At 68.5% G+C, this 24,330-nt stretch carries 26 protein-coding genes and 1 pseudogene; 9 read left to right on the top strand and 18 right to left on the bottom strand.

The window, feature by feature from the left end:
- Positions 1–7: 7 nt before the first annotated feature.
- Positions 8–2,173: a putative bifunctional diguanylate cyclase/phosphodiesterase gene (locus LX88_RS03620; RefSeq protein WP_177224554.1), complete on the bottom strand. Its 2,166-nt coding sequence runs from the start codon at positions 2,171–2,173 to the stop codon at positions 8–10.
- Between the two features lie 60 nt (positions 2,174–2,233).
- Positions 2,234–3,046, bottom strand: coding sequence for an SAM-dependent methyltransferase (locus LX88_RS03625; RefSeq protein ID WP_258946421.1), 813 nt, complete (start codon positions 3,044–3,046; stop codon positions 2,234–2,236).
- A gap of 71 nt (positions 3,047–3,117) precedes the next feature.
- On the opposite strand from LX88_RS03625, the gene LX88_RS03630 reads away from it, so the two are divergent.
- Both LX88_RS03630 and LX88_RS44535 read left to right on the top strand, forming a co-directional pair.
- Positions 3,118–3,990 (top strand): pentapeptide repeat-containing protein, encoded by an 873-nt coding sequence (locus tag LX88_RS03630; protein WP_258946422.1) that lies wholly within the window; start codon positions 3,118–3,120, stop codon positions 3,988–3,990.
- 256 nt (positions 3,991–4,246) lie between these two features.
- Positions 4,247–4,696 (top strand): annotated as a pseudogene (locus LX88_RS44535) (hypothetical protein); the annotation flags it as partial.
- A gap of 165 nt (positions 4,697–4,861) precedes the next feature.
- On the opposite strand, the gene LX88_RS43500 reads toward LX88_RS44535, so the two are convergent.
- Positions 4,862–5,755 (bottom strand): LysR family transcriptional regulator, encoded by an 894-nt coding sequence (locus LX88_RS43500; RefSeq protein ID WP_372511165.1) that lies wholly within the window; start codon positions 5,753–5,755, stop codon positions 4,862–4,864.
- 78 nt (positions 5,756–5,833) lie between these two features.
- On the opposite strand from LX88_RS43500, the gene LX88_RS03650 reads away from it, so the two are divergent.
- Positions 5,834–6,673 carry an aldo/keto reductase gene (locus tag LX88_RS03650; RefSeq protein ID WP_258946423.1) on the top strand — a complete coding sequence of 280 codons (840 nt, stop codon included), beginning with the start codon at positions 5,834–5,836 and terminating at the stop codon, positions 6,671–6,673.
- A 42-nt stretch (positions 6,674–6,715) separates the two neighbouring features.
- Positions 6,716–7,510 (top strand): lysozyme, encoded by a 795-nt coding sequence (locus tag LX88_RS03655; protein ID WP_258946424.1) that lies wholly within the window; start codon positions 6,716–6,718, stop codon positions 7,508–7,510.
- A gap of 74 nt (positions 7,511–7,584) precedes the next feature.
- Here the strand turns inward: LX88_RS03655 and purL are convergent, their stop codons facing one another.
- From purL to LX88_RS03675, 4 genes are all read right to left on the bottom strand, one after another.
- Complete coding sequence (gene purL, locus LX88_RS03660) at positions 7,585–9,843, bottom strand: phosphoribosylformylglycinamidine synthase subunit PurL (RefSeq protein ID WP_258946425.1); 2,259 nt, start codon at positions 9,841–9,843, stop codon at positions 7,585–7,587.
- The gene (gene purQ, locus LX88_RS03665; protein ID WP_258946426.1) at positions 9,840–10,511 is read right to left on the bottom strand and encodes a phosphoribosylformylglycinamidine synthase subunit PurQ; all 672 of its coding nucleotides are present in this window, start codon (positions 10,509–10,511) and stop codon (positions 9,840–9,842) included. Before purQ ends, purL begins: the two co-directional genes overlap by 4 nt.
- A complete protein-coding gene (gene purS / locus LX88_RS03670; RefSeq protein WP_030477798.1) occupies positions 10,508–10,747 on the bottom strand; it encodes a phosphoribosylformylglycinamidine synthase subunit PurS in 240 nt (79 codons plus the stop codon). The genes purQ and purS overlap by 4 nt, the downstream gene beginning before the upstream one ends.
- A 230-nt stretch (positions 10,748–10,977) precedes the next feature.
- Positions 10,978–11,205, bottom strand: coding sequence for a hypothetical protein (locus LX88_RS03675; RefSeq protein WP_258946427.1), 228 nt, complete (start codon positions 11,203–11,205; stop codon positions 10,978–10,980).
- 459 nt (positions 11,206–11,664) lie between these two features.
- On the opposite strand from LX88_RS03675, the gene LX88_RS03680 reads away from it, so the two are divergent.
- Complete coding sequence (locus LX88_RS03680; RefSeq protein WP_258946428.1) at positions 11,665–12,645, top strand: NAD-dependent epimerase/dehydratase family protein; 981 nt, start codon at positions 11,665–11,667, stop codon at positions 12,643–12,645.
- Here LX88_RS03680 and LX88_RS03685 read toward each other — a convergent pair.
- Complete coding sequence (locus tag LX88_RS03685) at positions 12,629–13,555, bottom strand: trypsin-like serine peptidase (RefSeq protein ID WP_258946429.1); 927 nt, start codon at positions 13,553–13,555, stop codon at positions 12,629–12,631. The genes LX88_RS03680 and LX88_RS03685 overlap by 17 nt on opposite strands.
- Positions 13,556–13,820: 265 nt before the next feature.
- Here LX88_RS03685 and LX88_RS03690 point away from each other — a divergent pair, with 265 nt between their 5' ends.
- Entirely contained in the window at positions 13,821–14,444 is a 624-nt protein-coding gene (locus LX88_RS03690; RefSeq protein ID WP_258946430.1) for an MBL fold metallo-hydrolase, read from the top strand.
- Here LX88_RS03690 and LX88_RS03695 read toward each other — a convergent pair.
- Together LX88_RS03695 and LX88_RS03700 are read right to left on the bottom strand one after the other, a co-directional pair.
- On the bottom strand, positions 14,407–15,057 hold the full coding sequence (locus tag LX88_RS03695; RefSeq protein WP_258946431.1) for a DUF2334 domain-containing protein: 651 nt from the start codon (positions 15,055–15,057) through the stop codon (positions 14,407–14,409). The genes LX88_RS03690 and LX88_RS03695 overlap by 38 nt on opposite strands.
- A gap of 50 nt (positions 15,058–15,107) precedes the next feature.
- Entirely contained in the window at positions 15,108–15,983 is an 876-nt protein-coding gene (locus LX88_RS03700) for a phosphoribosylaminoimidazolesuccinocarboxamide synthase (RefSeq protein WP_258946432.1), read from the bottom strand.
- A gap of 88 nt (positions 15,984–16,071) precedes the next feature.
- Between LX88_RS03700 and LX88_RS03705 the strand changes: the two genes are divergently transcribed.
- Complete coding sequence (locus LX88_RS03705; protein WP_258946433.1) at positions 16,072–16,512, top strand: hypothetical protein; 441 nt, start codon at positions 16,072–16,074, stop codon at positions 16,510–16,512.
- Here LX88_RS03705 and LX88_RS03710 read toward each other — a convergent pair.
- The 7 genes from LX88_RS03710 to LX88_RS03740 are packed head-to-tail and all read right to left on the bottom strand — an operon-like array spanning position 16,509 to position 21,912.
- Positions 16,509–17,297, bottom strand: coding sequence for an MOSC domain-containing protein (locus tag LX88_RS03710; RefSeq protein WP_258946434.1), 789 nt, complete (start codon positions 17,295–17,297; stop codon positions 16,509–16,511). The genes LX88_RS03705 and LX88_RS03710 overlap by 4 nt on opposite strands.
- A 2-nt stretch (positions 17,298–17,299) precedes the next feature.
- A complete protein-coding gene (gene purB / locus LX88_RS03715; RefSeq protein WP_258946435.1) occupies positions 17,300–18,718 on the bottom strand; it encodes an adenylosuccinate lyase in 1,419 nt (472 codons plus the stop codon).
- 25 nt (positions 18,719–18,743) lie between these two features.
- Entirely contained in the window at positions 18,744–19,502 is a 759-nt protein-coding gene (locus tag LX88_RS03720; RefSeq protein WP_258946436.1) for a hypothetical protein, read from the bottom strand.
- The gene (locus LX88_RS03725) at positions 19,499–20,032 is read right to left on the bottom strand and encodes a SigE family RNA polymerase sigma factor (RefSeq protein ID WP_090066141.1); all 534 of its coding nucleotides are present in this window, start codon (positions 20,030–20,032) and stop codon (positions 19,499–19,501) included. Before LX88_RS03725 ends, LX88_RS03720 begins: the two co-directional genes overlap by 4 nt.
- Before the next feature lie 57 nt (positions 20,033–20,089).
- Positions 20,090–20,671, bottom strand: a complete 582-nt coding sequence (locus LX88_RS03730) for a TetR/AcrR family transcriptional regulator (RefSeq protein ID WP_258946437.1) — start codon at positions 20,669–20,671, stop codon at positions 20,090–20,092.
- A 27-nt stretch (positions 20,672–20,698) separates the two neighbouring features.
- A complete protein-coding gene (locus tag LX88_RS03735; RefSeq protein ID WP_258946438.1) occupies positions 20,699–21,373 on the bottom strand; it encodes a hypothetical protein in 675 nt (224 codons plus the stop codon).
- A gap of 20 nt (positions 21,374–21,393) precedes the next feature.
- Positions 21,394–21,912, bottom strand: coding sequence for a SigE family RNA polymerase sigma factor (locus tag LX88_RS03740; protein ID WP_258947597.1), 519 nt, complete (start codon positions 21,910–21,912; stop codon positions 21,394–21,396).
- A gap of 182 nt (positions 21,913–22,094) precedes the next feature.
- Here LX88_RS03740 and LX88_RS03745 point away from each other — a divergent pair, with 182 nt between their 5' ends.
- Positions 22,095–23,036 carry a threonine aldolase family protein gene (locus tag LX88_RS03745; protein WP_372511247.1) on the top strand — a complete coding sequence of 314 codons (942 nt, stop codon included), beginning with the start codon at positions 22,095–22,097 and terminating at the stop codon, positions 23,034–23,036.
- A gap of 1 nt (position 23,037) precedes the next feature.
- Positions 23,038–23,634: an HAD-IA family hydrolase gene (locus LX88_RS03750; RefSeq protein ID WP_258946439.1), complete on the top strand. Its 597-nt coding sequence runs from the start codon at positions 23,038–23,040 to the stop codon at positions 23,632–23,634.
- On the opposite strand, the gene LX88_RS03755 is transcribed toward LX88_RS03750, so the two are convergent.
- Positions 23,578–24,303: a potassium channel family protein gene (locus LX88_RS03755; RefSeq protein ID WP_258946440.1), complete on the bottom strand. Its 726-nt coding sequence runs from the start codon at positions 24,301–24,303 to the stop codon at positions 23,578–23,580. The two genes, LX88_RS03750 and LX88_RS03755, sit on opposite strands and share 57 nt — an antisense overlap.
- Between the last annotated feature and the right edge of the window lie 27 nt (positions 24,304–24,330).

Raw genomic sequence — 24,330 nt, forward strand, 5'->3', positions numbered from 1 at the left:
CCCCGAGCTAGAGATCACCACGCAACAGGCTGTCGATGTTCTCCGGCGGCCCCGGCCGCGCGAAGAACCAGCCCTGGCCCGTGTCGCACCCCAGGCGCAGCAACCGGGCGGCCTGAGCAGGCGTCTCCACGCCCTCCGCCGTGACGCCCAGCGAAAGTGCGTGCGCCAGTTGCACCAGCGTCGCGACGATCTGCGCGTCGACCGGGTCTTCCTCGTTCTCGGCCCGCAGCCCCTCCATGAACGAGCCGGCGATCTTCAGCTCGTGCACGGGCAGGTGCTTGAGGTAGGCCAGGTTCGAGTAGCCGGTGCCGAAGTCGTCGATGGCGATGCGCACACCCATGTCGCACAACGCCCGCAGCGCTTCCAGGGGTTCGTCGGCGGTGCCCATGATCGCCGACTCCGTGAGCTCCAGCTGCAGGTGGTGCGGCGGCAGCGCGCACTCGTCGAGGATCTGCTTGACGTCGCGCACGAGTTCAGGGTCGCGGGACTGCCGCACAGCCAGGTTCACCGACACGAACGGCGCCGCGTCACCGAACTCCTCCAGCCAGCGCCGCGCCTCCTCGCAGGCCTTGCGCAGCACCCACCGTCCCAAGGGGACGATCAGGCCGGTCTCCTCCGCCAGTTCGATGAACCGGTCCGGCGCCAGCCGCCCGAACTCCGGGTGCTGCCAGCGCACCAACGCCTCGACACCGGTGACCGTCGAGTCCTCCAGACGGACCAGCGGCTGGTACTCGACGTAGAACTCGCCGCGTTCCAAGGCACGCGGCATGGTCGCGGACAGCGTGAACCTGGCGACCTCGCGGGCGTTGCGCTCCGGGTCGTACAACGCCCAGCGCGCCTTGCCGTCCGCCTTCGCCCAGTACAGCGTGATGTCCGCGTCGCGCATCATGTCGGCCGAGGTCGTGCCGGACAGCTGCCGTTCCACGATGCCGATCGACGCCGACACGGACAGCTCGTGGCCCGCGATGCGGATCGGTGCCTCCAGCTCGGTCAGCACCCGGTCCGCGACGTCCACGATGTCCTGCTCGCCGGACGAGCCCTCCACCAGGATCACGAACTCGTCGCCGCCCATGCGCGCGACCAGCTTGCCCTCGCCGGACACCGAGTGGTCGAGCCGGCGGCCGACCTCGACCAGCAACTGGTCCCCCGTGTCGTGGCCCAGCGAGTCGTTGATGACCTTGAAGCCGTCCAGGTCCAGGTAGCAGAGACCGGCCCGCACGTGCTTGGCCCGGTTGTTGAACACGCGCCCGAGGCGTTCGAGGAACAGCGCGCGGTTCGGCAGCCCGGTGAGCGGGTCGTGCAACGCCTGGTAGCGCAACCGGTTCTGCAGCAGGTGCCGGTCGGTGACGTCCTCGATCATGGCGACCTGGTACTGCGGCTCGCCGTGGTCGTCGCGGACCAGCGACAGCGTCAGGTGCGTCCACACCTGCTCGCCGTCGGCGCGGTGGAAGCGCTTCTCGGCCCGGTAGTGGTCGCACTCGCCGGCGATGAGCTGGTCGTAGAGCCGCCACACGCTGCCCGCGTCCTCGGGGTGCATGAGGTCGCGCACGTTGTACTGGCGCATCTCCTCGACGCTGAACCCGAGCATGTCCTGCAGGGCCTGGTTGACGTCCAGGATCCGGCCGTCGATGGCGGCGATGCCGATGCCGATCGCGGCCTCGGTGAACATGGCGCGGAACCGGGCCTCCGAGGCCCGCAGCATCGACTCGGCCTGGTCGCGGGCGTCCAGCACGGCCGCCCTGATGGCCTCCTGCTCGGCGAGCGTGCGTTCCCGCAGCGCGCGGGCGTACCCGGCGGCCAGCGCGCCCTGCAGGGCGCTCAGGCGGGACGTCAGCCTGGCGTCGCCGGGGAAGCCGAGCTCGACCAGCAGGTCGTCGCCGAGCAGCTGGACGGTGCGGCCGAGCGTGTCGGTGCCGGTGAAGTGCGCGTCGACCAGCCGTGAGCCGATCTCGTGGCCGGGTGCCGTGCGGAACGGGCTCGCGAACAGCGCCTCGACCAGGCGCTCGGTGAGGTCCTGGAGGTGCTGGGCGACCTCGGCCCTGGTCATCGGCACGTAGCTCGACCCGATGACGGCTGTGGCCCAGCCGCGCGCGAACGCCTCGGCACCGGCCAGTACGGCCGGGCTCAAAGGAGAGCGATCCTCGCGCACCCGCTGGTCAACCCGATCGGTCATCTTCTCGGACCTAACGCCACGAACGCGCAGCATACGGCCGGTCGCCGTCCGGAGTCATCTCTACGCCTTCCGGCCTATCGCGGCGAACCCCGGGAAGCTCCTCCCGGCCACCTCCACGTCGGCCGGCGACTCGGGATGCCACGCGGGCACCCGAACGACACCGGGCTCGACCAGCGAGAACCCGCCGAAGAAGCGGCTGATCTCGGTCGGGTCGCGGAACGTCGTCCGCACGACGTCCCGGTCGTAGATCTTGCGGGCCTGCCGGGAGGCCTCCGTCTCCTCGTCCGACTCGTAGCCGGGATGCGAGAGCGCGAGGAAACTGCCGGGCGACAGGCGGTCGCGGTAGCCGCCGATGATGCCCCACGGGTCTTCTTCGTCCGGCACGAAGTGCAGCAGCGCGATCATCAGCACGGCGACCGGCTCGTCGAAGTCGAGCTGCTTGTCCACCTCGTCCGACGCCAGCACGCCCGCCCAGTCGCGGACGTCGGCCTGCAGCACGCTGACGTGGTCGTTGCCACCCAGCAACGACCGGCTGTGCGCGACGGCGACCGGGTCGACGTCCACGTAGACGACCCTGGCCCCGGGGTCGGCGGCCTGCGCGATCTCGTGCACGTTGCCGACGGTCGGGATGCCGGAGCCGAGGTCGAGGAACTGCCGGACGCCGCGGCCGAGCAGGTAGCGGACGGCCCTGCGCAGGAACGCGCGGTGGTTGAGGACCACCCCACGTAACTCGGGCATGGTCTCCAGGGTCTTCTGGGCGACGACCCTGTCCGCGGCGAAGTTGTGCGCGCCGCCGAGCCAGTAGTCGTACACCCGCGCGACGCTGGGCCGCTCCAGGTCGATGTCCCCCGGCGCCCAGTTCGGCCGCTCCACTCGCTCACCCCACCCGCGTTCGGACCGTTCCGACCCATCATGCACCCGGTCCTTGGCAGAATGCCGACCTCGTGAGGAAAAGTTTGCTCCTGTCGACCGTGCTCGCGTCCATCGGCGTGTTCCTGCTGGTCGGCGGCGCGTTGCTGCTCGTGGACCCCGGCGCGCCCAAGCACGAGGCGATCAAGACCGGCGGTCTCGCGGGCGGTGCGATCATCGCCCTCTACGCGTTGTGGCTGAACGACCGGCGCCGCAAGGTCGAGGAGGCGCGCCAGGAGCTCGAGAGCCAGCGCATCGACCACGACAGGTCCCGCGTGGCCGACGAACGGTTCGCGCGCGCCGTCGAACTGCTGGGCCACGAGACCGCACAGGTGCGGGTGGGCGCGATGCACGCGCTGGCCGGCCTCGCGAAGTCCAGGACCGAGTACACGCAGACCGTGCTCGACATCCTCTGCGCGTACCTGCGCCAGCCGTACAAGCGGTCGCCGGACGACGCGGACGCCAGTGAGATCGAACTGGAGGTCCGGCTCACCTCGCAGCGGCTCGTCGAGGACCTGCTGCCGCGCCTGGAGGAGAAGGACGCCGCCCGCTACGACCTCAACCTCACCAAGGCCCACCTCGAGTACATGGACCTCTCGTACCGGCAGGTCGGTGACCTGATCATGCGGGTCGCGCGTCTCAACGAGTCCAACGCCTTCCACCACATGGTCGTCCACGGCGACATGTACCTCACCGACGCCGAGGTGACCGGCCGGTTGTACATGCACCACAACGAATTCCGTCGCAAGGCGTGGTTCAGCAGGGTCAAGGCGCGCGGGCTCGCGATCTTCACGGAGACGAAGTTCGGCGGGGAGACCAAGTTCTCCGGCTCGGAGTGGACCGACGTGAAGGCGGACGGCTGCGCGTTCGCGGCGAAGGCCGACCTCCCCGAAGCGTGGAGGAACTGACGTGCGCTGGTTCTTGGCGGTTCTGTCCGCGGCCGTGGTGACCGGGGCGACCGCGGTCCTGCTCTGGGTGGTCAAGGCGCCGGCCGTGGAGATCGTGAAGACCGCCGGCGTCGCGGGCGGTGCCATCGTCGCGCTGTACGCGTTGTGGCTCAACGACCGCAAGCACGTGCTGGAAAGCGAGAAGGCCGCCGACGAGCGGTTCGCGCGGGCGGTGGAGCTGCTCGGCAACGAGGCCGACCAGGTGCGGGTGGGCGCGATGCACGCGCTGGTGTCACTCGCCAGGACGACGCCCCGCTACCAGCAGACCGTGCTCGACGTGCTGTGCGCGTACCTGCGGCGGCCCTTCGAGCACCCCGCGCACGAGGCGCGGCCGGAAGACCCGGACCAGCACTTCGGCGAGGTGCCGCCGGAGATCCAGCTGGAGCACCAGGTCCGGCTGACCGCACAACGGCTGATCAAGGACACCCTGTCGTGGGGGAAGAAGCGCAGGCACGAGTCCTGCGACCTGGACCTGACCGGCGCGGTCCTGGAGTACTTCTCGCTGGACGGCCGGTACGTCAACCGGTTCGTCGCCCGGCGAGCGCGGTTCTACGGCATCACGAACCTGCGCAACGTCCACGTCAAGAGCGTGACGCTGTTCTCCGGTGGCAAGTTCCACGGCAGGCTGCAGCTGGAGAACGCCTCGTTCACGGGCGGGATCTCCTTCCAGGAGACGACCTTCGCCGGTGTGGTCAACCTGGGCAACGAGAAGATGGGGTTCGCGGAGGTGGGCAGGTTCTTCCACCCCTCCCCGCAGCCACCCGCCGCCCAGGACGGCGAGATGAAGGTCCTGGAGGGAACCGAGTTCCGCGAGCCGGCGACCGGCTGGCACCTAACCGGCGACGCGGAGGCGGCCCGACCTGGCCTCCAGAACCACGTCGAGAAGGGCGCTCGCGGCGGCTCCGACGGTATTCGCCGTGACGACGACGGTCTCGGCAACGGGCGCGGTCCCTCGAAGGCCGACGAAGTGCGCGCGGTCGGTCTTGAGGGTGAAGGACTGCGGGACTAACGCGACACCGAGGCCGAAGACGACGAAGTCGAGCAGCGAGTGCACGTCGTTGACCTCGACGGCGACCCTGCGTTCGACCCCGGCGGCGGCCAGCGCGCGGTCGGCCTCGTCGCGCGTGCCCCAGTCGGCGTTGAAGTCGACGAACGGCTGACCGGCCAGCTCTGACAGCTCGACGGACTCCCTTGTGGCGAAAGGGCTTTCCGGCGCACACGCGAGCACGAGCGGTTCACTGGCCAAAGTGGACACCCGCAGGTCGTCGGCGATCTTCGGCTGCCGCGTGACGAACGCGAGGTCGAGGCGGCCCGCGCGCACCTCCTCGACCAGTTCGGCGTTGCCGGACTGGCGCATCCTGATCTCCACACCGGGGTGCAGCTCGTGGAACCGCGCCAGCACGGCGGGCAGGTGCACCACGTGCAGGCACTGCAGGCTGCCGACGGACAACGTGCCGCGCAGCAGCCCCTGGACGGCGGCGACCGCGTCCCTGGCCGACTCGACGCTGCTCAACGCCCGGCGCGCCTCGGGCAGCAGCGCCCGCCCGGCCTGGGTCAGCTCGACCTGGCGGGTGGTGCGCAGGAACAACGGCGCGCCCAGCTCGACCTCCAGCGCGCGGATCGACGCCGAGAGACCTGACTGGGCGATGTGCAGCCGGTGCGCGGCGCGGGTGAAATGGCACTCCTCGGCGACCGCGAGGAAGTGTTCGAGCTGCCTGAGTTCCACGATTCATCACGCCCAGTGCTCAATGAGATCAGTTCTCTGCGTTGGACAGCTTAATCGTCAGGGTCCAGAGTGGAGTGCATGCAGAAGCGTCGTATCGGAGAAGTGGAAGTCAGCGCCATCGGCCTGGGCGGCATGCCCATCTCCGTGCAGGGGAGGCCGGAGCGCGCGCAGGCGATCGAGACCATCCACGCCGCACTGGACGCGGGCGTGACGTTCATCGACACCGCCGACGCCTACTCGCTCGACGACACAGACTTCGGCCACAACGAGTCGCTCATCGCCGAAGGGCTGCGCGGCCGTTCCGAAGAGGTGTTCGTGGCGACCAAGGGCGGGCACACGCGCGTGCCGGGTGGCGGCTGGGAACTCGACGGCCGGCCCGAATACCTGCGCAAAGCCGTGGACGGGTCGTTGCAACGACTCGGCGTGGACCAGATCTTCCTCTACCAGTTCCACCGGCCGGACCCGAAGACGCCGATCGCGGAGTCCGTCGGTGTGCTGAAGGAACTGCTGGACAACGGCAAGATCCGCTACGCCGGCGTCTCGAACTTCAACCCGGACGAGATCGTGCTCGCCAACGAGATCCTCGGCGGGCGGCTCGCGGCCGTGCAGAACCAGTTCTCGCCGGTGTTCCGGTCGAGCGAACCCGAGCTGGAGCTGTGCGCCAAGCTCGGCATCGCGTTCCTGCCGTGGAGCCCGTTCGGGGGGATCGGCAAGGCGGGCGAGCTGAGTGGGCCGTTCAAGGAGGTCGGTGACGCCCACGGCGTGAGCGCCCACCAGGTCTGTCTCGCGTGGATGCTCGCGAAGTCCGAAGTGGTAGTCCCCATTCCGGGTGCTTCTCGACCGGCGAGCATCCAGGATTCGGCCTCCGCCACCCACCTGGAGTTGTCCGCCGAGGAGTTGTCCCGCCTGGACGGGTGACCCCGGTAGCTAATTGCGACAAATGGTCGCACGATCTAGTCCATGCGGACCTTGATCAGCATCGTGGCGATCGTCGCCGGCATGACGCCGGCACCCGCGTCCGCGGCGCCCTTGCCCGAGGGCTCCGCGGACCACACCGCCGGTTCCCAGATCCTCAAACACGAAGGCGCGGGCGACCTCCGTTCGGCCTCGGAGTCCCCGCCCACCGAGGGCAAGGTGCCCGGCATGGACGTGAGCAGCCACCAGGGCGACGTCGACTGGAAGTCCTCCTGGGACAAAGGCGCCCGGTTCGCCTACGTCAAGGCGACCGAGGGCACCCACTACCTGAACCCGAAGTTCACCCAGCAGTACAACGGTTCCCTGAACATCGGCATGATCCGCGGGGCCTACCACTTCGCACTGCCCGACCGCGCCAACGGCGTGCAGCAGGCGAACTTCTTCGTGGACAACGGCGGCGGCTGGTCACCCGACGGCAAGACGCTGCCGCCCGCGCTCGACATGGAGTACAACCCGTACGGCGACACTTGCTACAACATGAACCAGACCGCCATGACGGCGTGGGTCAAGGAGTTCAGCGACACGGTCTACGCGCGCACCAAGCGTCATCCGGCGATCTACACGTCCACGAACTGGTGGAACAAGTGCGTCGGCGGCTCGGTGAAGTTCGGCGACGACAACCCGCTGTGGATCGCGCACTACAACTCGAAACTCGGCCCATTGCCGGTCGGGTTCGACTTCCACACGATCTGGCAGTGGCAGGCGGCCGGGCTCTTCCCCGGTGACCAGAACCTGTTCAACGGCACGTTCCTGCAGTTGCAGCGGATCGCGTCGAGCTGACCCCCACTTGCCGCCACGCGGGGCCCTTTCGTACCGACATGCAGTACGAAAGCGCCCCGCGTGGCTTCGAACAGCTAGCCGAACAGTGCCGGGAGGGTGCCCTCCCAGGCTTCGCGGAGCTCGTCCAGCGGGAGTTCGCCGAGGCCCTGGACCTCCAGGGCGTTCGACTCCGGATCCACGACGCCGACCTTGCGCCACGGCAGGCGGCGCGCGGTGCACATGTCGACGAAGCGCTGTTCCTCGGTGCGCGGCACGGCGACCAGCACTCGGCCCGCGGACTCGCTGAACAGCGCGGTGAACAGGTCGCCCTCGGGGAAGACCCGTGCGCCCACCTCGCCGATCAGGCACGTCTCGACCAGGGCCTGTGCCAGGCCGCCCTCGGAGAGGTCGTGCGCGGCGGAGATCATGCCGTCGCGTGAGCCCGCGACGAGGATCTCGCCGAGCAGCTTCTCGCGCTTGAGGTCGGCCTTCGGCGGCAGTCCGCCCAGGTGACCGTGGACGTGGTGCGCCCACTCCGACCCGCCGAACTCCTCGTGCGTCTCGCCGAGCAGCAGCAGCGTCTCGCCGGCCTCGGCCCCGATCCCGGTCGGGATGCGGCGCCGCACGTCGTCGATGACGCCCAGCACGCCCACGACCGGCGTCGGCAGGATCGCCGTGGAGCCGGTCTGGTTGTAGAAGCTGACGTTGCCGCCGGTCACCGGGATGCCGAGTTCGGCGCAGCCGTCCGCGAGGCCCTTCACGGCCTGCTCGAACTGCCACATGACCGCCGGGTCCTCCGGCGAGCCGAAGTTGAGGCAGTTGGTGACGGCGACCGGGGTGGCACCCGTGGCCGCGACGTTGCGGTAGGCCTCGGCCAGCGCCAGCCTCGCGCCCTCGTACGGGTCGAGTTTCGTGTAGCGGCCGTTGCAGTCCGTTGAGAGGGCCACGCCGCGGCCCGTCTCCTCGTCGATCCGGATCATGCCGCTGTCGCTCGGCTGCGCGAGGACCGTGCCGCCGCGGACGTAGCGGTCGTACTGCTGCGTGACCCACTTCTTGGAGGCCAGGTTGGGGCTGGCCGCCATGGTCTTGATCAACGCGAGCAGCTCGTCCTTCGCCGGCCGCGGAAGGCTGTCCGGCGTGTTCGCCTGCAGTTCGTCCTGGTCGGCGGGCCGCTGGATCGGCCGGTGGTAGACCGGACCTTCGTGCGCGACCGTGCGCGGGGGCACGTCGACGACGACCTCGTCGTGGTAGGTGATGACCAGGCGGTCGCCTTCCGTCACCTCACCGATCTCGGTGGCGATGACGTCCCACTTCGCGCAGACCTCCAGGAACGCCTCGACGTTGGCCGGCTCGACCACCGCGCACATGCGTTCCTGGGACTCGCTGGAGAGGATCTCGGCCGGGGTCATGCCGGTGGCCCGCAACGGCACCCGGTCGAGCCGGACGTGCATGCCGCCGTCGCCAGCGGACGCCAGCTCGGACGTCGCGCAGGACAGGCCCGCACCGCCCAGGTCCTGGATGCCGGCGACGATGCCCTTCTCGAAGAGCTCGAGCGAGCACTCGATCAGCACCTTCTCCGTGAACGGGTCGCCGACCTGCACGCTCGGCAGCTTCTTGCGCTTGCCGGCGGTGTCGTCGAACGTCTCACTGGCGAGCACCGAAACGCCACCGATGCCGTCGAGGCCGGTGCGCGCGCCGTAGAGGATGACCTTGTTGCCGGTGCCGCTCGCGTGCGCGAGATGCAGGTCCTCGACGCGCATCGCACCCACGCACAGAGCGTTGACCAGCGGGTTGCCCTGGTAGGACTCGTCGAACACGACCTCGCCGCCGATGTTCGGCAGGCCGAGGCAGTTCCCGTAGCCGCCGACACCCGCGACGATGCCGGGCAGGACGCGCTTCGTGTCCTCGGCGTCGGGCCTGCCGAACCGCAGCGGGTCCATGACGGCGAGCGGCCGCGCGCCCATCGCGAGGATGTCGCGCACGATGCCGCCGACCCCCGTCGCGGCGCCCTGGTAGGGCTCGACGTACGACGGGTGGTTGTGGCTCTCGACCTTGAACGTGACGGCCCAGCCGTCGCCGACGTCCACGACGCCGGCGTTCTCGCCGATGCCCGCGAGCATCTTGCTGCGCATCTCGTCGGTCGTGGTGTCACCGAAGTACTTCAGGTGCACCTTGGACGACTTGTAGGAGCAGTGCTCGCTCCACATGACCGAGTACATGGCCAGCTCGGCGTCGGTCGGGCGGCGCTTCAGGATCTCCTTGATGCGCGCGTACTCGTCGTCCTTGAGGCCCAGTTCCCGGTAGGGCTGCTCCTGGCCGGGCGTCGCCTCGGCGTTCTCGACGGTGTCGATCATGCCTTCACCACCGTGTCGAGCAGGGACAGGAACATGCCCAGTCCGTCGTCCGTGGGGCCGGTGAGCGCGTCGATGGCGTGCTCGGGGTGCGGCATGAGGCCAACGACGTTGCCCCTGGCGTTGGTGATGCCCGCGATGTTGTTGCGGCTGCCGTTGGGGTTGTCGCCGACGTACCGGAAGACGACCCTGCCGTTGTCTTCGAGCTCTTTGAGGGTGTCCTCGTCGGCCTGGTAACCGCCCTCGCCCGACTTCAACGGCACGAGGATCTCGGCGCCCTCGTCGTAACGGGTCGTCCACGCGGTGCTGGTGTTCTCGACCTTCAGCCACTGGTCGCGGCACACGAAGTGCAGCTTGTGGTTGCGGGTGAGCGCGCCGGGCAGCAGATGCGCCTCGGCGAGGACCTGGAAACCGTTGCAGATCCCGAGAACCGGCATCCCCTTGTTCGCGGCCTCGATCACTTCCTGCATGACGGGCGCGAACCGCGCGATGGCACCGCACCGCAGATAGTCGCCGTACGAGAACCCGCCGGGCACGATGACCGCGTCAACGCCCTTGAGGTCGTGATCCCCGTGCCACAACGGCACAGCCTCGCCGTCCGCGTACCTGACGGCCCGCTGCGCGTCGACGTCGTCGAGGGTGCCGGGGAAGGTGATGACACCGACCCTCATGCCTCGACCCTGCGCACGGTCCAGTCCTCGATCACGGGGTTCGCGAGGAAGGTCTCGGCGATCTTGGCGAGCGTGGCGTCGTCGACGTCGTCGGCGACCTCCAGCTCGAAGTGCTTGCCCTGACGGACGGCGGTGACGCCGTCGAAGCCGAGACGGGGCAGCGCGTTCGCCACCGCCTGGCCTTGGGGGTCGAGAATTTCGGGCTTCGGCATGACGTCGACGACGACTCGGGCCACGACAGACTGCTCCCGTGTTCAGAGGGGCTGGCGGTACCTCGAGAGCCTATCTGACCTGTGCGTTCATCCTCCCGACACGTGTTCGGGGGCACATCGTCGGCGGTCCACCTTCGGGTGAACGAGCTTGCCTCGGCGGGACCGTTTGGTAATCTGGTGTCAGCTTCGGCCCGTAAGCCGGAGAAGTGAGCACGGTGCCCGTCCGGACGGTCGGCCGCCGTGCTTCGCGCTTTTTAGGGCAACCTCGTGTCGATGACGTTGCCCATCAGCGGTTGAACCCGGCGCAGCCAGTCGCCGCCAGCGCCGTAGCACCAAGCGACGATGTCCGGGATCCATAACAACGGATCGTTCTCGCTGGGCAGGTGCTCGTAGAACAAGCCCGTGCCCCACGAGGACTTGCCGAGGGTCGTGCGGATGGTCAGCAGGTCGTGGTCGTCGCGAACCTCCCGGCTGTCGAACACCAGCCGCGTGACGCCGACCTTCAGGACGTCGTGTCAGCCGGGCAACGCAGGTCTGCCTTGCCCGCTCCTCGCCTTTGCGACAGCAGGCGAGGTAGATGTCGACGTGGACCACGGCCGGCGCCAAAGCGGACAGGATCTGCTTGCGCCGAGCAGGGGTCTCCTTCTTGAAGTGCAACTCGCGTTGGTTCGGCATGCGCAGCCTCATCAACATCTTGCGCAGCTTGGTCAACTGGCCGGGCGACACCAGGGCCACCGCCAGCAGGTACGTGTCGTTGCGCCGAGACTCGTCAACGAGGGCGTGCACACTCACGAAACGTTCATCGGCCAGCTGCGGCCAGCAGTTCAGCAACTGCAACCGATCGGGACCGAACGATCGCATATTGGACCTATTCCACCAAGCTATTTCGCCCAAAGCGAGACCACTGGCAGCCGAGCCCGATCGGACGGATGCTGGAGATCATGAAGATCCTCGTGCTCGGCGGAACCGTGTTCCTCAGCAAGGCCATCACGGCAGAGGCGGTCCGGCGGGGCCACGAAGTGGTGTGCGCGGCCCGCGGCGCCTCGGGTGGCGTGCCGGACGGCGCGCGTCTGATCCCGGTCGACAGGAACAAACCCGGTGCGTTCGACGCGTTGGCCGGTGAGCAGTTCGACTCGGTGGTCGACGTGTCGAAGTACTCGGTGAACTGGGTTCGGGACGCGCTGGAGGCGTTCGGGTCGACGACGCCGCACTGGACGTTCGTGTCCAGCATCTCGGTCTACGCGGACCACTCGACGGGCAGTGACGAGCTGTTGCCGCCGCTGGAGGACGACCCGGCCGAGGAGTTCACGGCCGAGCGGTACGGCAGCGTCAAGGTGGCCAGTGAGATCGCGGTGCGCGAGGCCGTGGCGAGCCGGGAGTTCATCGTCAGGGCCGGGCTCATCACCGGGCCCGACGACCCCAGCGACAGGTTCGGGTACTGGCCCGCGCGGATGGCGCAGGGCGGACGGGTGGTCGTGCCGGACAGCCCTGACCTGGGGTTCCAGCACATCGACGCACGGGACCTGGCGCAGTGGATCGTGTTCGCGGCCGAGGAGCGGGTCACCGGCACGTACGACTCGACCGGGCCGGTCATGCCGTTCCAGATGGCCATCGGCGAGATCGCCGGCGCGACGGCGCAGCCCGGAACGCAGCTCGTTCCGGTCAAGGAGAGCGTGCTCAAGGAGCTCGGGGTCAACCCGTGGGCCGGGCCCCGGTCGCTGCCGCTGTGGCTGCCGCAGGAGTGGGCCAAGATGGTCGGCCGCGACGTCAGCAACGCGCTGGCGAACGGGCTGCGGGTCAGGCCGCTGGCCGAGACCGCGCTCGACTCGCTGGAGTACGAGCGCGGCCTCGGGCTGGACCGGCCCCGCAAGGCCGGACTCACTCAGCAGGAAGAGCAGGAAATCCTCACAGCAGTGAGTTGATCTGCGCGGCGACGAGGTCGATGCGCACGCCCTGGTTCGGGCAGCCGCCGAAGTGGTGGAGCCCGATCACCTTGTGCGTGCGCCTCGACAGCACGGGTGAGCCGGACGAGCCGCCTTCGGTGTCGCACATGTAGCTGATGTCGGACTGCGACGAGCTGCCGTTCACGCGCACCGCACGCACGACGCAGTAGCCGCCGCCGTTGTTGTTGTCGCGCAACGACAACTTCTTCAGCTTCCCGGCCGGGTGGCCGACGATGTACATCTCCTCACCCACGGCCGGAACGCGCGCGTCCAGTTCGAGGTAACCGAACGAGCTGATGGCCGCGAAGTTGTTCACGGTGAAGAGGGTGTAGTCCAGCGCAGCGCTGTACTTCAGGACCTGTGCTGCCAGCACCTTCGTGACCGTGGCGGTAGCGGTGCCGCCGCAGGTCGGGCACTGGTAGTTGAACCACACCTCGATGCCGCTGGTGCTGGTGAAGCAGTGTTCGTTGGTCAGCATGCGGTTGTTGGGGCCGACCCGCCACGCCGTGCACAGCGAACTGCCGTTGCGCAGCAGCTTCGCCACGGACGCGGTCTTGCCCCACTCGGTCGGGTTGCTGGACTGGTAGCAGACCGCGTCCTTGTAGTCGTTCGTGCCGCAGATGCTCTGCACGGACGGCTGCGAGGACATCTCGGCCTCGGTGTAGCCACGCGTGAGCTTGTCGACCCGGACGCGCGACAGCGGGTTCGTCACCGACACCACGGCACGGTCGCCCGTGATCGACATGGCCCAGAAGCCCGACGCGTCGGGCGTGGCGGTCAGCGAGGCCTTCAGGTCTCTCGTGTACGTGTACTTCTCGGTGCCGTCAGGGCTCGACACCGTGAGCACGTCACCTGGCAGGATCCGCAGGTCCGTGAAATGCAGCTTCACGTATCCGGACCCCGGTCGTTCGATCACCGTCGAACGATTCGCGCCACCCACGCGGACTGAGACCGATTCCTCAGTTCCGATCTGCTGCGTCTGCGGCGACGCGGCCTCGGCGGGTGTAGAGGTGGTGGTAGCAGGGACGATGGACGTCATCGGCAGGGCAAGCGCCAGTGCCGTGAGGAGTTGCAGGGTTTTCCTCATGCCATTTGATACTTCCGACGTCACCTGACCGTGTCAGCCCGCCGAACGTCGGTTAATGGAGGATTCCGTGCAACTTGTCCATTTCGGTCATGCCTGCGCGCTGCTGGACACCGGGTCGACGCGGATCCTGATCGATCCCGGCACGTTCTCCGCCGGGTTCGAGGGTCTGGAGGACCTGGACGCGGTGCTGGTCACGCACCAGCACTTCGACCACGTCGACGCCGAGAGGCTGCCCGCCCTGCTCAAGGCCAACCCGCGGGCGCAGCTCGTCGTCGACGAGGGCACCGCGCCCAGCGTCGAGAACGCGACAGTCGCCCGGCCGGGTGACACGTTCAAGATCGGCGACACGACTGTCCGGGTCGTCGGCGGGCAGCACGCGATGATCCACGAGGACATCCCGATCGTGCCGAACGCCGGCTACGTGGTCGGTGACGGCGCGTTCTACCACCCCGGCGACTCGCTGTTCGTGCCGGACGAGGACGTCGACGTGCTCGGCCTGCCCGCCGGCGCGCCGTGGATGCGCACCGGCGAGGCGGTCGACTTCATGCGCGCCGTGAAGCCGCGTGTCGCCGTGCCGATCCACGAGAAGACGCTCGCGAGCCCGCAGATGGCCCACCGGCTCTTCGAGATGCTCAAGCCGGAGGGCACCGAGGTCAGGCCGCTGACGCCAGGCGAGGAGACGGCAGTCTGACGTACGTGGTCGGCGCGGCGTCGTGGGCGAGTGCGATGTCCACGGCGTCGAGCACGGCCTGTCGCGCACCAGGACGGTGCAGGTCACGGGCATCGACGGTGATCCGGGTCAGCCCGCCGCGGCGTGCGGACCTGGCCGCCGCGTAGACCAGCGCCAGCGACCGCAGCTCACCGAAGCTGGTGCGTTCGGTCAACGCGTGCAGGCGACCGAGGGTCGCCAGTCCGCTGCCGACCTCGCGCACGGCGTGCGCGTCGGCGCAGCGGAGGAACCGGTGCTTGGCCAGCGCGATCAACGTGCCGGACGACGCCACGCAACGCCGTGGCGCGAACGTGTCGGCGCTGAGCCCGATGGCGTCCATCTGCAGACGCGCGCCCATCAACAACAACCCGGCTTCATAGGCCGGTAGCCGCCGTTGGCCGAGGCCGTGCAGCACGACGGCATCGCCGAGCGAGGTGCGGTGCCGCACCCATTCCTGTGCCTTGCCGAGCTCGCGAGGTGCTACGAGCAGCGACAACGGCACCTGCCGCGGATCAAGGGCCGCGGCGAGATCAGCGCATCGGTCGAGTGTCTGCGGACCGATGCCGGACAGGGAGACCACGAGCTGTGAGTGCACGGTATGAGTGCCCCACGCCGTGGTGACATCCGCGTGAAAGCGGAGCTAACTCACGCGAGCCAGTCAGCGAAGGACCGGCCAGTGAGCCGTTCGTACGCCTCGACGTACCGCTGACGGGTCGCCTCGATGACGTCGGCAGGCAGTGCGGGCGGCGGAACGTCCGACTTCCGGTCCCAGCCGGACGCGGAGGACGTCAGCCAGTCGCGCACGAACTGCTTGTCGAACGACGGCTGCACGCGGCCGGGCTCGTAGCCCTCGGCCGGCCAGTAGCGCGAGGAGTCCGGCGTGAACACCTCGTCCGCGAGGATCAGCTCACCCGAGGCGTCCAGCCCGAACTCGAACTTCGTGTCCGCCAGGATCAGGCCACGCGTCAACGCGTACGCGCGCGCCTCGCTGTAGAGCTCGATCGTGCGGTCGCGCAGCTTCGACGCCAGCTCGACACCGTGCTTCTCGGCGATGACCTCGAACGACACGTTCTCGTCGTGCGCACCGATCTCGGCCTTCGACGCGGGCGTGAAGATCGGCGGCTCCAGTTCGGACGCCTCGACCAGCCCGGCCGGCAGCTCGATCCCGCACACCGCACCGGTCGCGGTGTAGTCGGCCATGCCGGAGCCCGTCAGGTACCCGCGCGCCACGCACTCGACGTCGACCATCTGCAGCTTGCGCACCAGCAACGCGCGGCCGCGGACCTCGGCGGGGATGCGCGGGTCGTCGAACGCGACCAGGTGGTTCGGGGTGAGCCGCTCGAACCAGAACACGCTCATCGCGGTGAGCACGCGTCCCTTGTCGGGGATCTCCGAGCTCAGGATGTGGTCGTACGCCGAGATGCGGTCGGACGCGACGAACAACAACAGCTCGTCGTCCACGTCGTACAGATCGCGAACCTTGCCGCGGGCGACGTGCTGGTAGTCAGCGAGCGTAGGCACGCCGGTGAGCCTACGTGGCCTTGTCCTGAAACCGACGTACACCCCGCCACCACTACAGATCAAGGGAAAAGAAGCTTAAGGTGCACCCGTGCTCCCTAGAAAGGCCCTGTGGATCCCGGCTTTGGCAAGCTTGGGACTGCTCATCGTGCTGGGCGTGGCCGGGTGGAGCTTCGACTCCAGCCCCATTTCGTCTCCTGCCTCAGGAGGTTCGCTCAACGCGAGCACGCCCCAGCCGGTGACCATCGTGCCGACTCCGGACGTCGCCGACATCACGGTGAAGGGGTCGTCCTCCGAGGCGACGACCACCACCACGACGACGAGGACGACGCAACCGAAACCGCCACCGGCCCAGCAGCCTCCGCCCGCACAGCAGCCGACGACCACCGAGCCCCCGCAGCAGGGACTCCTGGTCAACGAGGGCGCGCGATGCGATCCCGAAGGTGCCAGCGGTATCGGTCTGATCGGCGAGAAACTGGTGTGCCGCAAGGATCCCCAGCGCGGCGACAGGTTGCGCTGGCAGAAGGCCTAGGCGCGCCACTCCAGCACGTCGATCTTGTCACCGACACTGATCGTGCCGGTGCGCACGACCTGCGCCTTCATCCCGAACGTGACGCCGCCGTCGGGGTCACGGCGGTAGGTCGCCAGCGAACGAATCGGCTCCGGACCGTTCTTCAGCCCGGTCCCCTGGTCGACCATCGGTACCGCACAACGCACGCAGTCCTTGGCGTAGGCCAGTTCCACGTCACCGATCGCCGCACGCCGCACCCGGTCCTCCGTGTGCGGTTCCGGCCAGCCGGACACCACCACGTTGGGGCGGAAGCGGTTCATCGGCACCGGATCGCCGCCACGCTCCAGGATGCGTTCGTTCAACCCGTCCAATGAGGACAGCGAGAGCACCAGCAACGCGTTGCCGTCGGCATATCCGATGACCCCGGTGGTCTCGCCCGTCGTCTCCCGGTGGATCTCCGGCGGCGTCCGCACGAGGCGCACGGACCTGCCGAGCGCGTCGGAGAAGTACGCGGCGGCCGCGTCACCCTGGTCGATCCCGGTGCCGTGCCAGACGTGCACGACCACCGGCACCCGCGGCCCGTCAGCGACGACCGGGAACGATTCGCCGCCGATCGACAGCACCGAGTCCTCGATGGACGGACGCAGCGCGGCCATCTCCGGGACCTTGCGCTGCGACAGGAACAAGCCGTCGTCGTCGACCAGCATCATCATCCGGTCGTCGCGCAGCCCCGTCGGCTCCACGGCCGAGGACGCGACGGAGTACCCGGCGCATCCCTTGACGGGGTAGACGACCAGGTCGGACACGATCACAGGATCGGCTCCGGCTCGTAGACCGGGTACTTGTCGACGACCGCGGCGACCTGCTCCACGATGGACGCGACCTGCGCCGACGCCACCCCGGTGAACGACAGGCGGTCGGCCAGCAGCGCGTCCAGGGCGGCGCGGTCGAGCGGCAGGCGGGAGTCGGCGGCGAGCCGGTCCAGCAGGTCGTTCTGCGCCAGGCCCTGCTCGCGCATCGCCAGCGCGACGGCCACCGCGTTCTCCTTGATGGCCTCGTGCGCGGTCTCGCGGCCGACACCGGCGCGCACGGCCGCCATCAGCACCTTCGTGGTGCCGAGGAACGGCAGGTAGCGGTCCAGCTCACGGGCGACGACGGCCGGGTAGGCGCCGAACTCGTCGAGCACCGTCAGGAACGTCTCCAGCAGCCCGTCGAACGCGAAGAACGCGTCCGGCAGCGCGACCCGGCGGACGACCGAGCACGACACGTCGCCCTCGTTCCACTGGTCGCCGGCGAGCTCGCCGACCATCGACAGGTAGCCGCGCAGGATCACCGCGAAGCCGTTCACGCGCTCGCACGAGCGGGTGTTCATCTTGTGCGGCATGGCGCTGGATCCGACCTGGCCGGGCTTGAAGCCCTCGGTGACCAGCTCGTGGCCCGCCATGAGCCTGATCGTCTTCGCCACCGACGACGGAGCCGCGGCGAGCTGCACGAGCGTCGAGACGACGTCGAAGTCCAGCGAGCGCGGGTAGACCTGGCCGACGCTCGTGAGCACGCGCTCGAAGCCGAGGTGGCCCGCGACCGTCTGCTCCAGTTCCTGCAGCTTCTCGGGGGTGCCGAGCAGGTCGAGCATGTCCTGGGCCGTGCCGACGGGGCCCTTGATGCCGCGCAACGGGTAGCGCGCGATCAGTTCGCCGAGCCTGCTGAACGCCACCAGCAGCTCGTCCGCGCCCGTCGCGAAGCGCTTGCCCAGCGTCGTGGCCTGCGCGGCCACGTTGTGCGAACGGCCCGCCATGACGAGGTCGGAGTGCTCGGCCGCGAGGCGTGCGAGCCGGCCGAGGACGGCGGCGACCTTGGAACGGATCAGCTCCAGCGACCGCAGCACCTGCAGCTGCTCGACGTTCTCGGTCAGGTCGCGCGAGGTCATTCCCTTGTGGACCTGCTCGTGGCCCGCGAGCGCGTTGAACTCCTCGATGCGCGCCTTCACGTCGTGCCGGGTGACGCGCTCGCGCGCCGCGATCGACTCCAGGTCGACCTGCTCCAGCACGCGCTCGTAGTCCGCGACCGCCGTGGCCGGAACGTCGATGCCCGCGGCGGCCTGTGCCCGCAGGACCGCGAGCCACAGCTGGCGCTCCAGCACGATCTTGTGCTCGGCCGACCAGAGCGTCGCGAGCGACGTGGAGGCGTACCGACCTGCGAGGACGTTGGCGATGCGGGGCTTCGTCACGCCCTCAGATTAGTGCACACGGGACTCACTCCCAGTTGATGCCGGGCTCCGTGACCAGCTCTGTGAGCACCCCCACGCGTACCGGGACGGTCTCGCGCTGCCCGTTGCCGTTCGAGGGGTTGTACGCGTAGGCGGTGATCTCCACGACGAGCCCGCTGTCGAACTCGCGCGCGACAGCGGCCTGCTGGACCTGGGGGGAGTCCCACAGCTGCTCGACCGTGTGGACGACGGACCCGTCCTTCTGCTCGACCTCCTGGCACGCCGCCGACCCGCCGCAGAAGCCGTTCTTGGAGAACGCCTTCTTGGAGACCCTCACCTGCAACGCGGTCGGCCCGATGGCGTCGGTCAGGTACAGGTAGCCCGCGTAGTCCGTCTCGTCCTGCTTCCACTCCGGCGCCTTCGTCTGGTACGGCGGGTAGGCGGGGTTCCGGCCGGGGGAGAACGACGCGTAGAGCTCCTTGAAGTTCGTCATCCGGACGCCGAGCGACTCCACGAGCTTGTCGCCGATGCGCTGGGCCCTCTTCTCGGCGGACTCGCTCGGTGGCGCGGACGTGTTCGTCCTGGTGTCGGCGCCCAGCTGGGTGTCCCTGTCGCGGGGCAGCAGGCCGGGCAGCGAGAACGACGCCACGGCGATCACCGCCGTAGCCACGCCCACAGCGACCAGCGCTCGTCGGCGACTTTTTTTCTGCTCGACCCGCTTGATCAGGGTGTCGGGGTCGAAGTCGAGCGGCGGCTCGTCCCAGACGGCCAGCAGCATTCCCTCGCGGATCTCCTGCTCACTCACGACGCGACCCTCCCCGAACTGCTGTCGAGCTTCTCCACGATGGTGCGCAGCGTCGCGAGACCACGCGCCGTCTGGCTCTTGACCGTTCCTTCGGTGCACCCCATGGCCACTGCCACTTCGGCCACCGAAAGGTCTTCGAAATAACGCAGCACGAGCGCCGCCCGTTGACGCGGCGGCACCTGCAGCAGAGCGGTGTGCACCAGCTCACGTGCCCACAGCTTGGCGCTGGTCGTGTCCGGGTCCACGGTGGCGTCCGCGGCGTCGGGCAGTTCCCCGTCGCGTTGCTCGGCTCTGCGCCACGGCCTGCGCTTCTCGTCCAGCCAGGTGCGCAGCAGGACCTTGCGGGCGTAGGCGATCAGGTTGTCCAGGTCCTTGATGCGCTTCCACGCCAGGTACATCTTCATGAGGCTCGACTGCATCAGGTCTTCCGCTGTGTGCCAGTCGCCACAGAAGAGGTACGCAGTACGTCGCAAAGACGCGGCATTGGCTGCCGCGAATTCGCGAAAGCCCTGTTCGTCGGCCTTGCGCATGCGTTCCCCTCTCGCGTCCTCAACCAGGGGAACGCATCGGAGGAACGCGGGGTTGCATCACGCGTGACGCGAAAGGGCCGAACGGAGCATCCTGGCCGCCACCCCGCGCGGATCCGACTTGAGCTCGATGAACGAGTTGACCACGGAACCGTCGACCAGCGCGATCAGCTCCTCGACCCGGTCGCTGTCGATGTCACGACCTGAGCGGGCGAACACGTCGGCGATCAGCTCGCGCAGTTCGGTCGACAGCGCGCGCATCAACGGCCGCAGGTAGGGGCGGCGGCCGGTCGCGACGAGGCGTTCGTAGCGCAGCAGGACGGCCTCCATGTCGGTCGCGTCCTCGCCGACGAGCAGGTCGAGCATGAACTCGACGAGCACGTCGTCGGTCATCTGCTCCGGGAGCGACGAGAGCCGTTGCCGGAAGCTCGAGAGTTCGCTGCGGCCGTGGAACTCGACGGCCGCGGTGATCAGCTCGTCCAGCGAGTCGAAGTAGTACGTGGTCGACGCGAGCGGCAGACCTGCGCGTTCGGCGACCGCGCGGTGCCTGACCGCGTCGAACCCGCCCTCCGAGAACAGGCCGGACGCGGCCTCCACGAGCGCCTGCCGCCTGCGCTCACCCTTGGGAGTTGCTGCCGTCATAGTCGAGCCAGGGTACTGGGCGAACGATCAGAACTTGGGGGCCAGTGCGTCCGCGAACCGCTTGGCCTGCCCTTTCAGCTCGCCGTCGCCCTGGGTGAACACGTAGAGGTCCTGCCCCTTGGCGGTTCTCAGCTTCTCCGCACCAGCGGGCGCCTCGAACGACTGCGGCGTGACGATCGCGGTGACGGTCAGCCCGCCGATCTTGAACGCGGCCGAGCGCGAGTCGGGCGAGCAGGTCAGCGATGGTGGCACCGCGTCGTCCGGTGGAACCGAAAGCTCGACGGCGAGGGCGTCGGCGAGCTCTCGGTCCACACCTGCACAGCCCTGCACTGCGCTTTCACCGGTCGTGAGACCGGTGCTTCCCGGCGTCTGCGCGTCCCCCTGCGTGGACTTGCTTTCACCGGCGAAGTTCGTGGGCGGTTGCGCCTCCAGGGGAGTCATCGGAGATTCTGCCGCGTTGTCCTGCTTCTGCCCAGAACCCGCGCTGTTCGAAGTCTTCGTGTCCTGGCCTACCCAGCCGTTGGCGGCGAAAACCCCGCCGAAGCCGAGCACGACGACGAGGGTGGTGCCGGCCGCGATCGAGTTGCGCCGCTTCAGCGTGGCGCGGCGCGAGGCCTGCCGGACGTCGCCCGCGTCGAAGGACGCCGGTGGTGCGTCGTGTGCCGCGTCGCGGAACAGGTCCGCGAGCTTCTGCTCGTCCATCTACGTCCTCCTCTCGCTGGTCACGACGCCGGTCGCAGGTCGTCGATGGCGTCGCCCAGAGCTTCCCGCAGTGCGGCGAGCCCTCGGGCGGTCTGACTCTTCACAGTTCCTTCCGAGCACTTCAGCGCCTCGGCCGTGGCCGTGACGTCGAGGCCCTCGAGGAACCTCAGCACGAGCACCGCCCGTTGCCTGGGCGGAACTCTGCGCAGACCCTTCATCAACGCTTCGCGCGTCGCGACGGTTTCACCGATCTCGTTGTCCGTCGTCGGTGACTCCGGCATCTCGTCGGTGAACTTCTCGCGTCGCCACGGACGGCGTGACTCGTCGATCACCGCACGCACGACGGTACGTCGGACGTAGGCGTCGAGGGCCTGCTTGTCCCGGATCTTCCGCCACCTCCTGTGCACCGCCACGAAGGCCGTCTGCGCGAAGTCGTCAGCGCGGTGCCAGTCACCGCACAGCAGGTATGCCGTTCGGCGCACAGCCTCACGGCGAGCCACGAAGTACTCCGCGAACTCCTGCTCGTCGCGCTGATCCACGCGGACGCTCTCCGCTCGTTCCTCGAGTTGCACTGACTGGACGGAAACTGAGGCACCAACGGTTGCACGAACCACCGGCGAGAGCTACATCACCCCCTCGGTCGTTCACCTGATGTGATGTGATCGAGCCTGTGACCCCCATTGACCTGCGCTCGGACACCGTCACCCAGCCCGATGAGGCCATGCGCCGCGCCATGGCGGCGGCCGAGGTCGGCGACGACGTGCTGGACCACGACCCGACCATGGCCGCCCTGGAGGAACGGGTCGCCGGGTTGCTCGGTGTCGAAGCCGCGCTCTGGGTCCCCTCCGGTTCCATGGGCAACCTGATCGCCCTGTTCGTGCACCTCCAGCGCGGTGACCGGTTCCTGGCCCCGCTGGGCGCGCACGTGCTGGACGCCGAACTCGGCACCGCCGCGTGGCTGGCCGGCGGGATGCCGCACGCGTTGCCGGTCGTGACTCCAGAGGCCGTGATCGCCGCCGGCGGTGGTGAGTCTCCTTACTACGGGCTGCGCACCACGCTGTTGTGCCTGGAGAACACGCACAACGCTTCGGGCGGCACGGTGACCTCCGCCGACGAGCACGCCGCTCTGGTCGCCGCCGCCCGCTCGATCGGCCTGGCCGTGCACCTCGACGGCGCGCGGCTGTGGAACGCGTCCGTCGCCCTCGGGGTGCCGCTGACCTCGCTGACGGCCGGGGTCGACACCGTTCAGGTGTGCCTGTCGAAGGGGCTCGGCGCGCCGGTCGGATCGGTCGTGGCCGGCTCCGCGTCGTTCGTCGTGGAGGCCCGTCGCGTCCGGAAGATGCTGGGCGGCGGCGTCCGGCAGGGCGGTGTGCTCGCAGCCGCGGGTCTAGTGGCTCTCGACCGGATCGACCGCCTGGCGACCGATCATTCCAATGCCAATGGATTGGCTTCCGGGTTGAGGGCGCTGGGCTGGGAGGTGGAGGAGCCCTCCACGAACATCGTGCTGGCGTCGGTGCCCGACCTGGAGAAGACACTGTTGTCCTTGCGTGACGTCGGGGTCTTCGCCAGCCCCATGTCGGGCAAGGTCCGGTTCGTGACGCACGGCGACGTGGACTCGTCCGACGTCGCCGAGGTGCTGCGCCGGCTGCGAGAGGACATCTGAGATGCGCTGGATCGTGTTCGACTTCGGCGAGGTGATCAGCCAGCGGAACCCGGCTCGGCCCGCCATGGCGGCGAAGCTCGGGGTGACGCTGGAGGTTTTCGAGACCGCGTACTGGGACCGCGACGCCTACGACCGCGGCGGATCGGACTCCGACTACTGGGGGCGGGTCGCTTCCTCGCTCGGAGCAGGCCTCGACGACGCCCTGGTCCGCGAACTGACCGCCATGGACAACGCGGGCTGGCTCGACGACCCGGTGCTGGAGACCGTCGCGCTGATCGAGGACCTGGCAGCACTCGGTGTGCCGCTCGCGTTGCTGTCGAACGCGCCGTCGACGTTGGGACGGCTGGCCGAGAAGGTGTCGTGGGCCAAGCACTTCCGGCACATGGTCTTCTCCGGTGACATCGGCTGCGCGAAGCCGGACGCGGCGATCTGGGAGCACACGTCGTCCGTGCTCGGTTCGTCGGACGTGATCTTCTTCGACGACCGTCAATCCAATGTGGACGGTGCGTTGGCGGCAGGCTGGGACGCGCGGCTGTGGACGTCAGCCTCCGCTGCGCGCGTTGAGCTCCTTGCGGAGTTCGGCGATCTCCGCCCTTAGGTTCCGGAGTTCCTGCGCGGTCTCGAGCTCAGCTTCCTCGACACCGCGCAGTTTCTCCACCAGCCAGCTGGCGATCGTGCCGGTGATGACACCGAGCAACGCGATGCCGCCGACCATCAACAACCCGGCGACGAGCCGCCCCTCACCCGTGACGGGGTAGTGGTCGCCGTACCCGACCGTCGACATGGTGGTCAGCGTCCACCACAGCGCGTCACCGAACGTGGTGATGCTGGCGTTCTCCGCGTGCCTTTCCGCGTCCAGCACGGCGAGGCTCGCACAGAACACGACGATCACCGTCACGCCCGCGACGTAAATGCCGACGCGTTGCCTGATCTTGTGCTGGAACTTCTTGTTCAACAGCGTGATCACCGTGATCAGCCGCAACACCCTGAGCTGCCGCACCATCGGCAGAACCACTGCCAGAAGATCGAATATGTGCGTTTTCAAGAACTTCAGCTTGTTCTGCGCCAGCGTGATCCTGGTGACGAAATCGGCCGCGAACACGCCCCAGACCAGCCACAACACGATCTCCAGGACGAAGTGCATCGTCCCGTGATCATCGAGAACCTGCCACGCGTAGGCGGCGAGGAACACCACGGCGAGTGCCGTCAACGGCCACTCGACCTTTCGCTCCCACCGCTCGAGGCGGGCCTCGTTGGCTAACAACACCGCCTCATGGTGAGCGGTGCGTTCACA

The organism is Lentzea californiensis, from assembly GCF_024648825.1.
GTDB classification, from domain to species: domain Bacteria; phylum Actinomycetota; class Actinomycetes; order Mycobacteriales; family Pseudonocardiaceae; genus Lentzea; species Lentzea californiensis.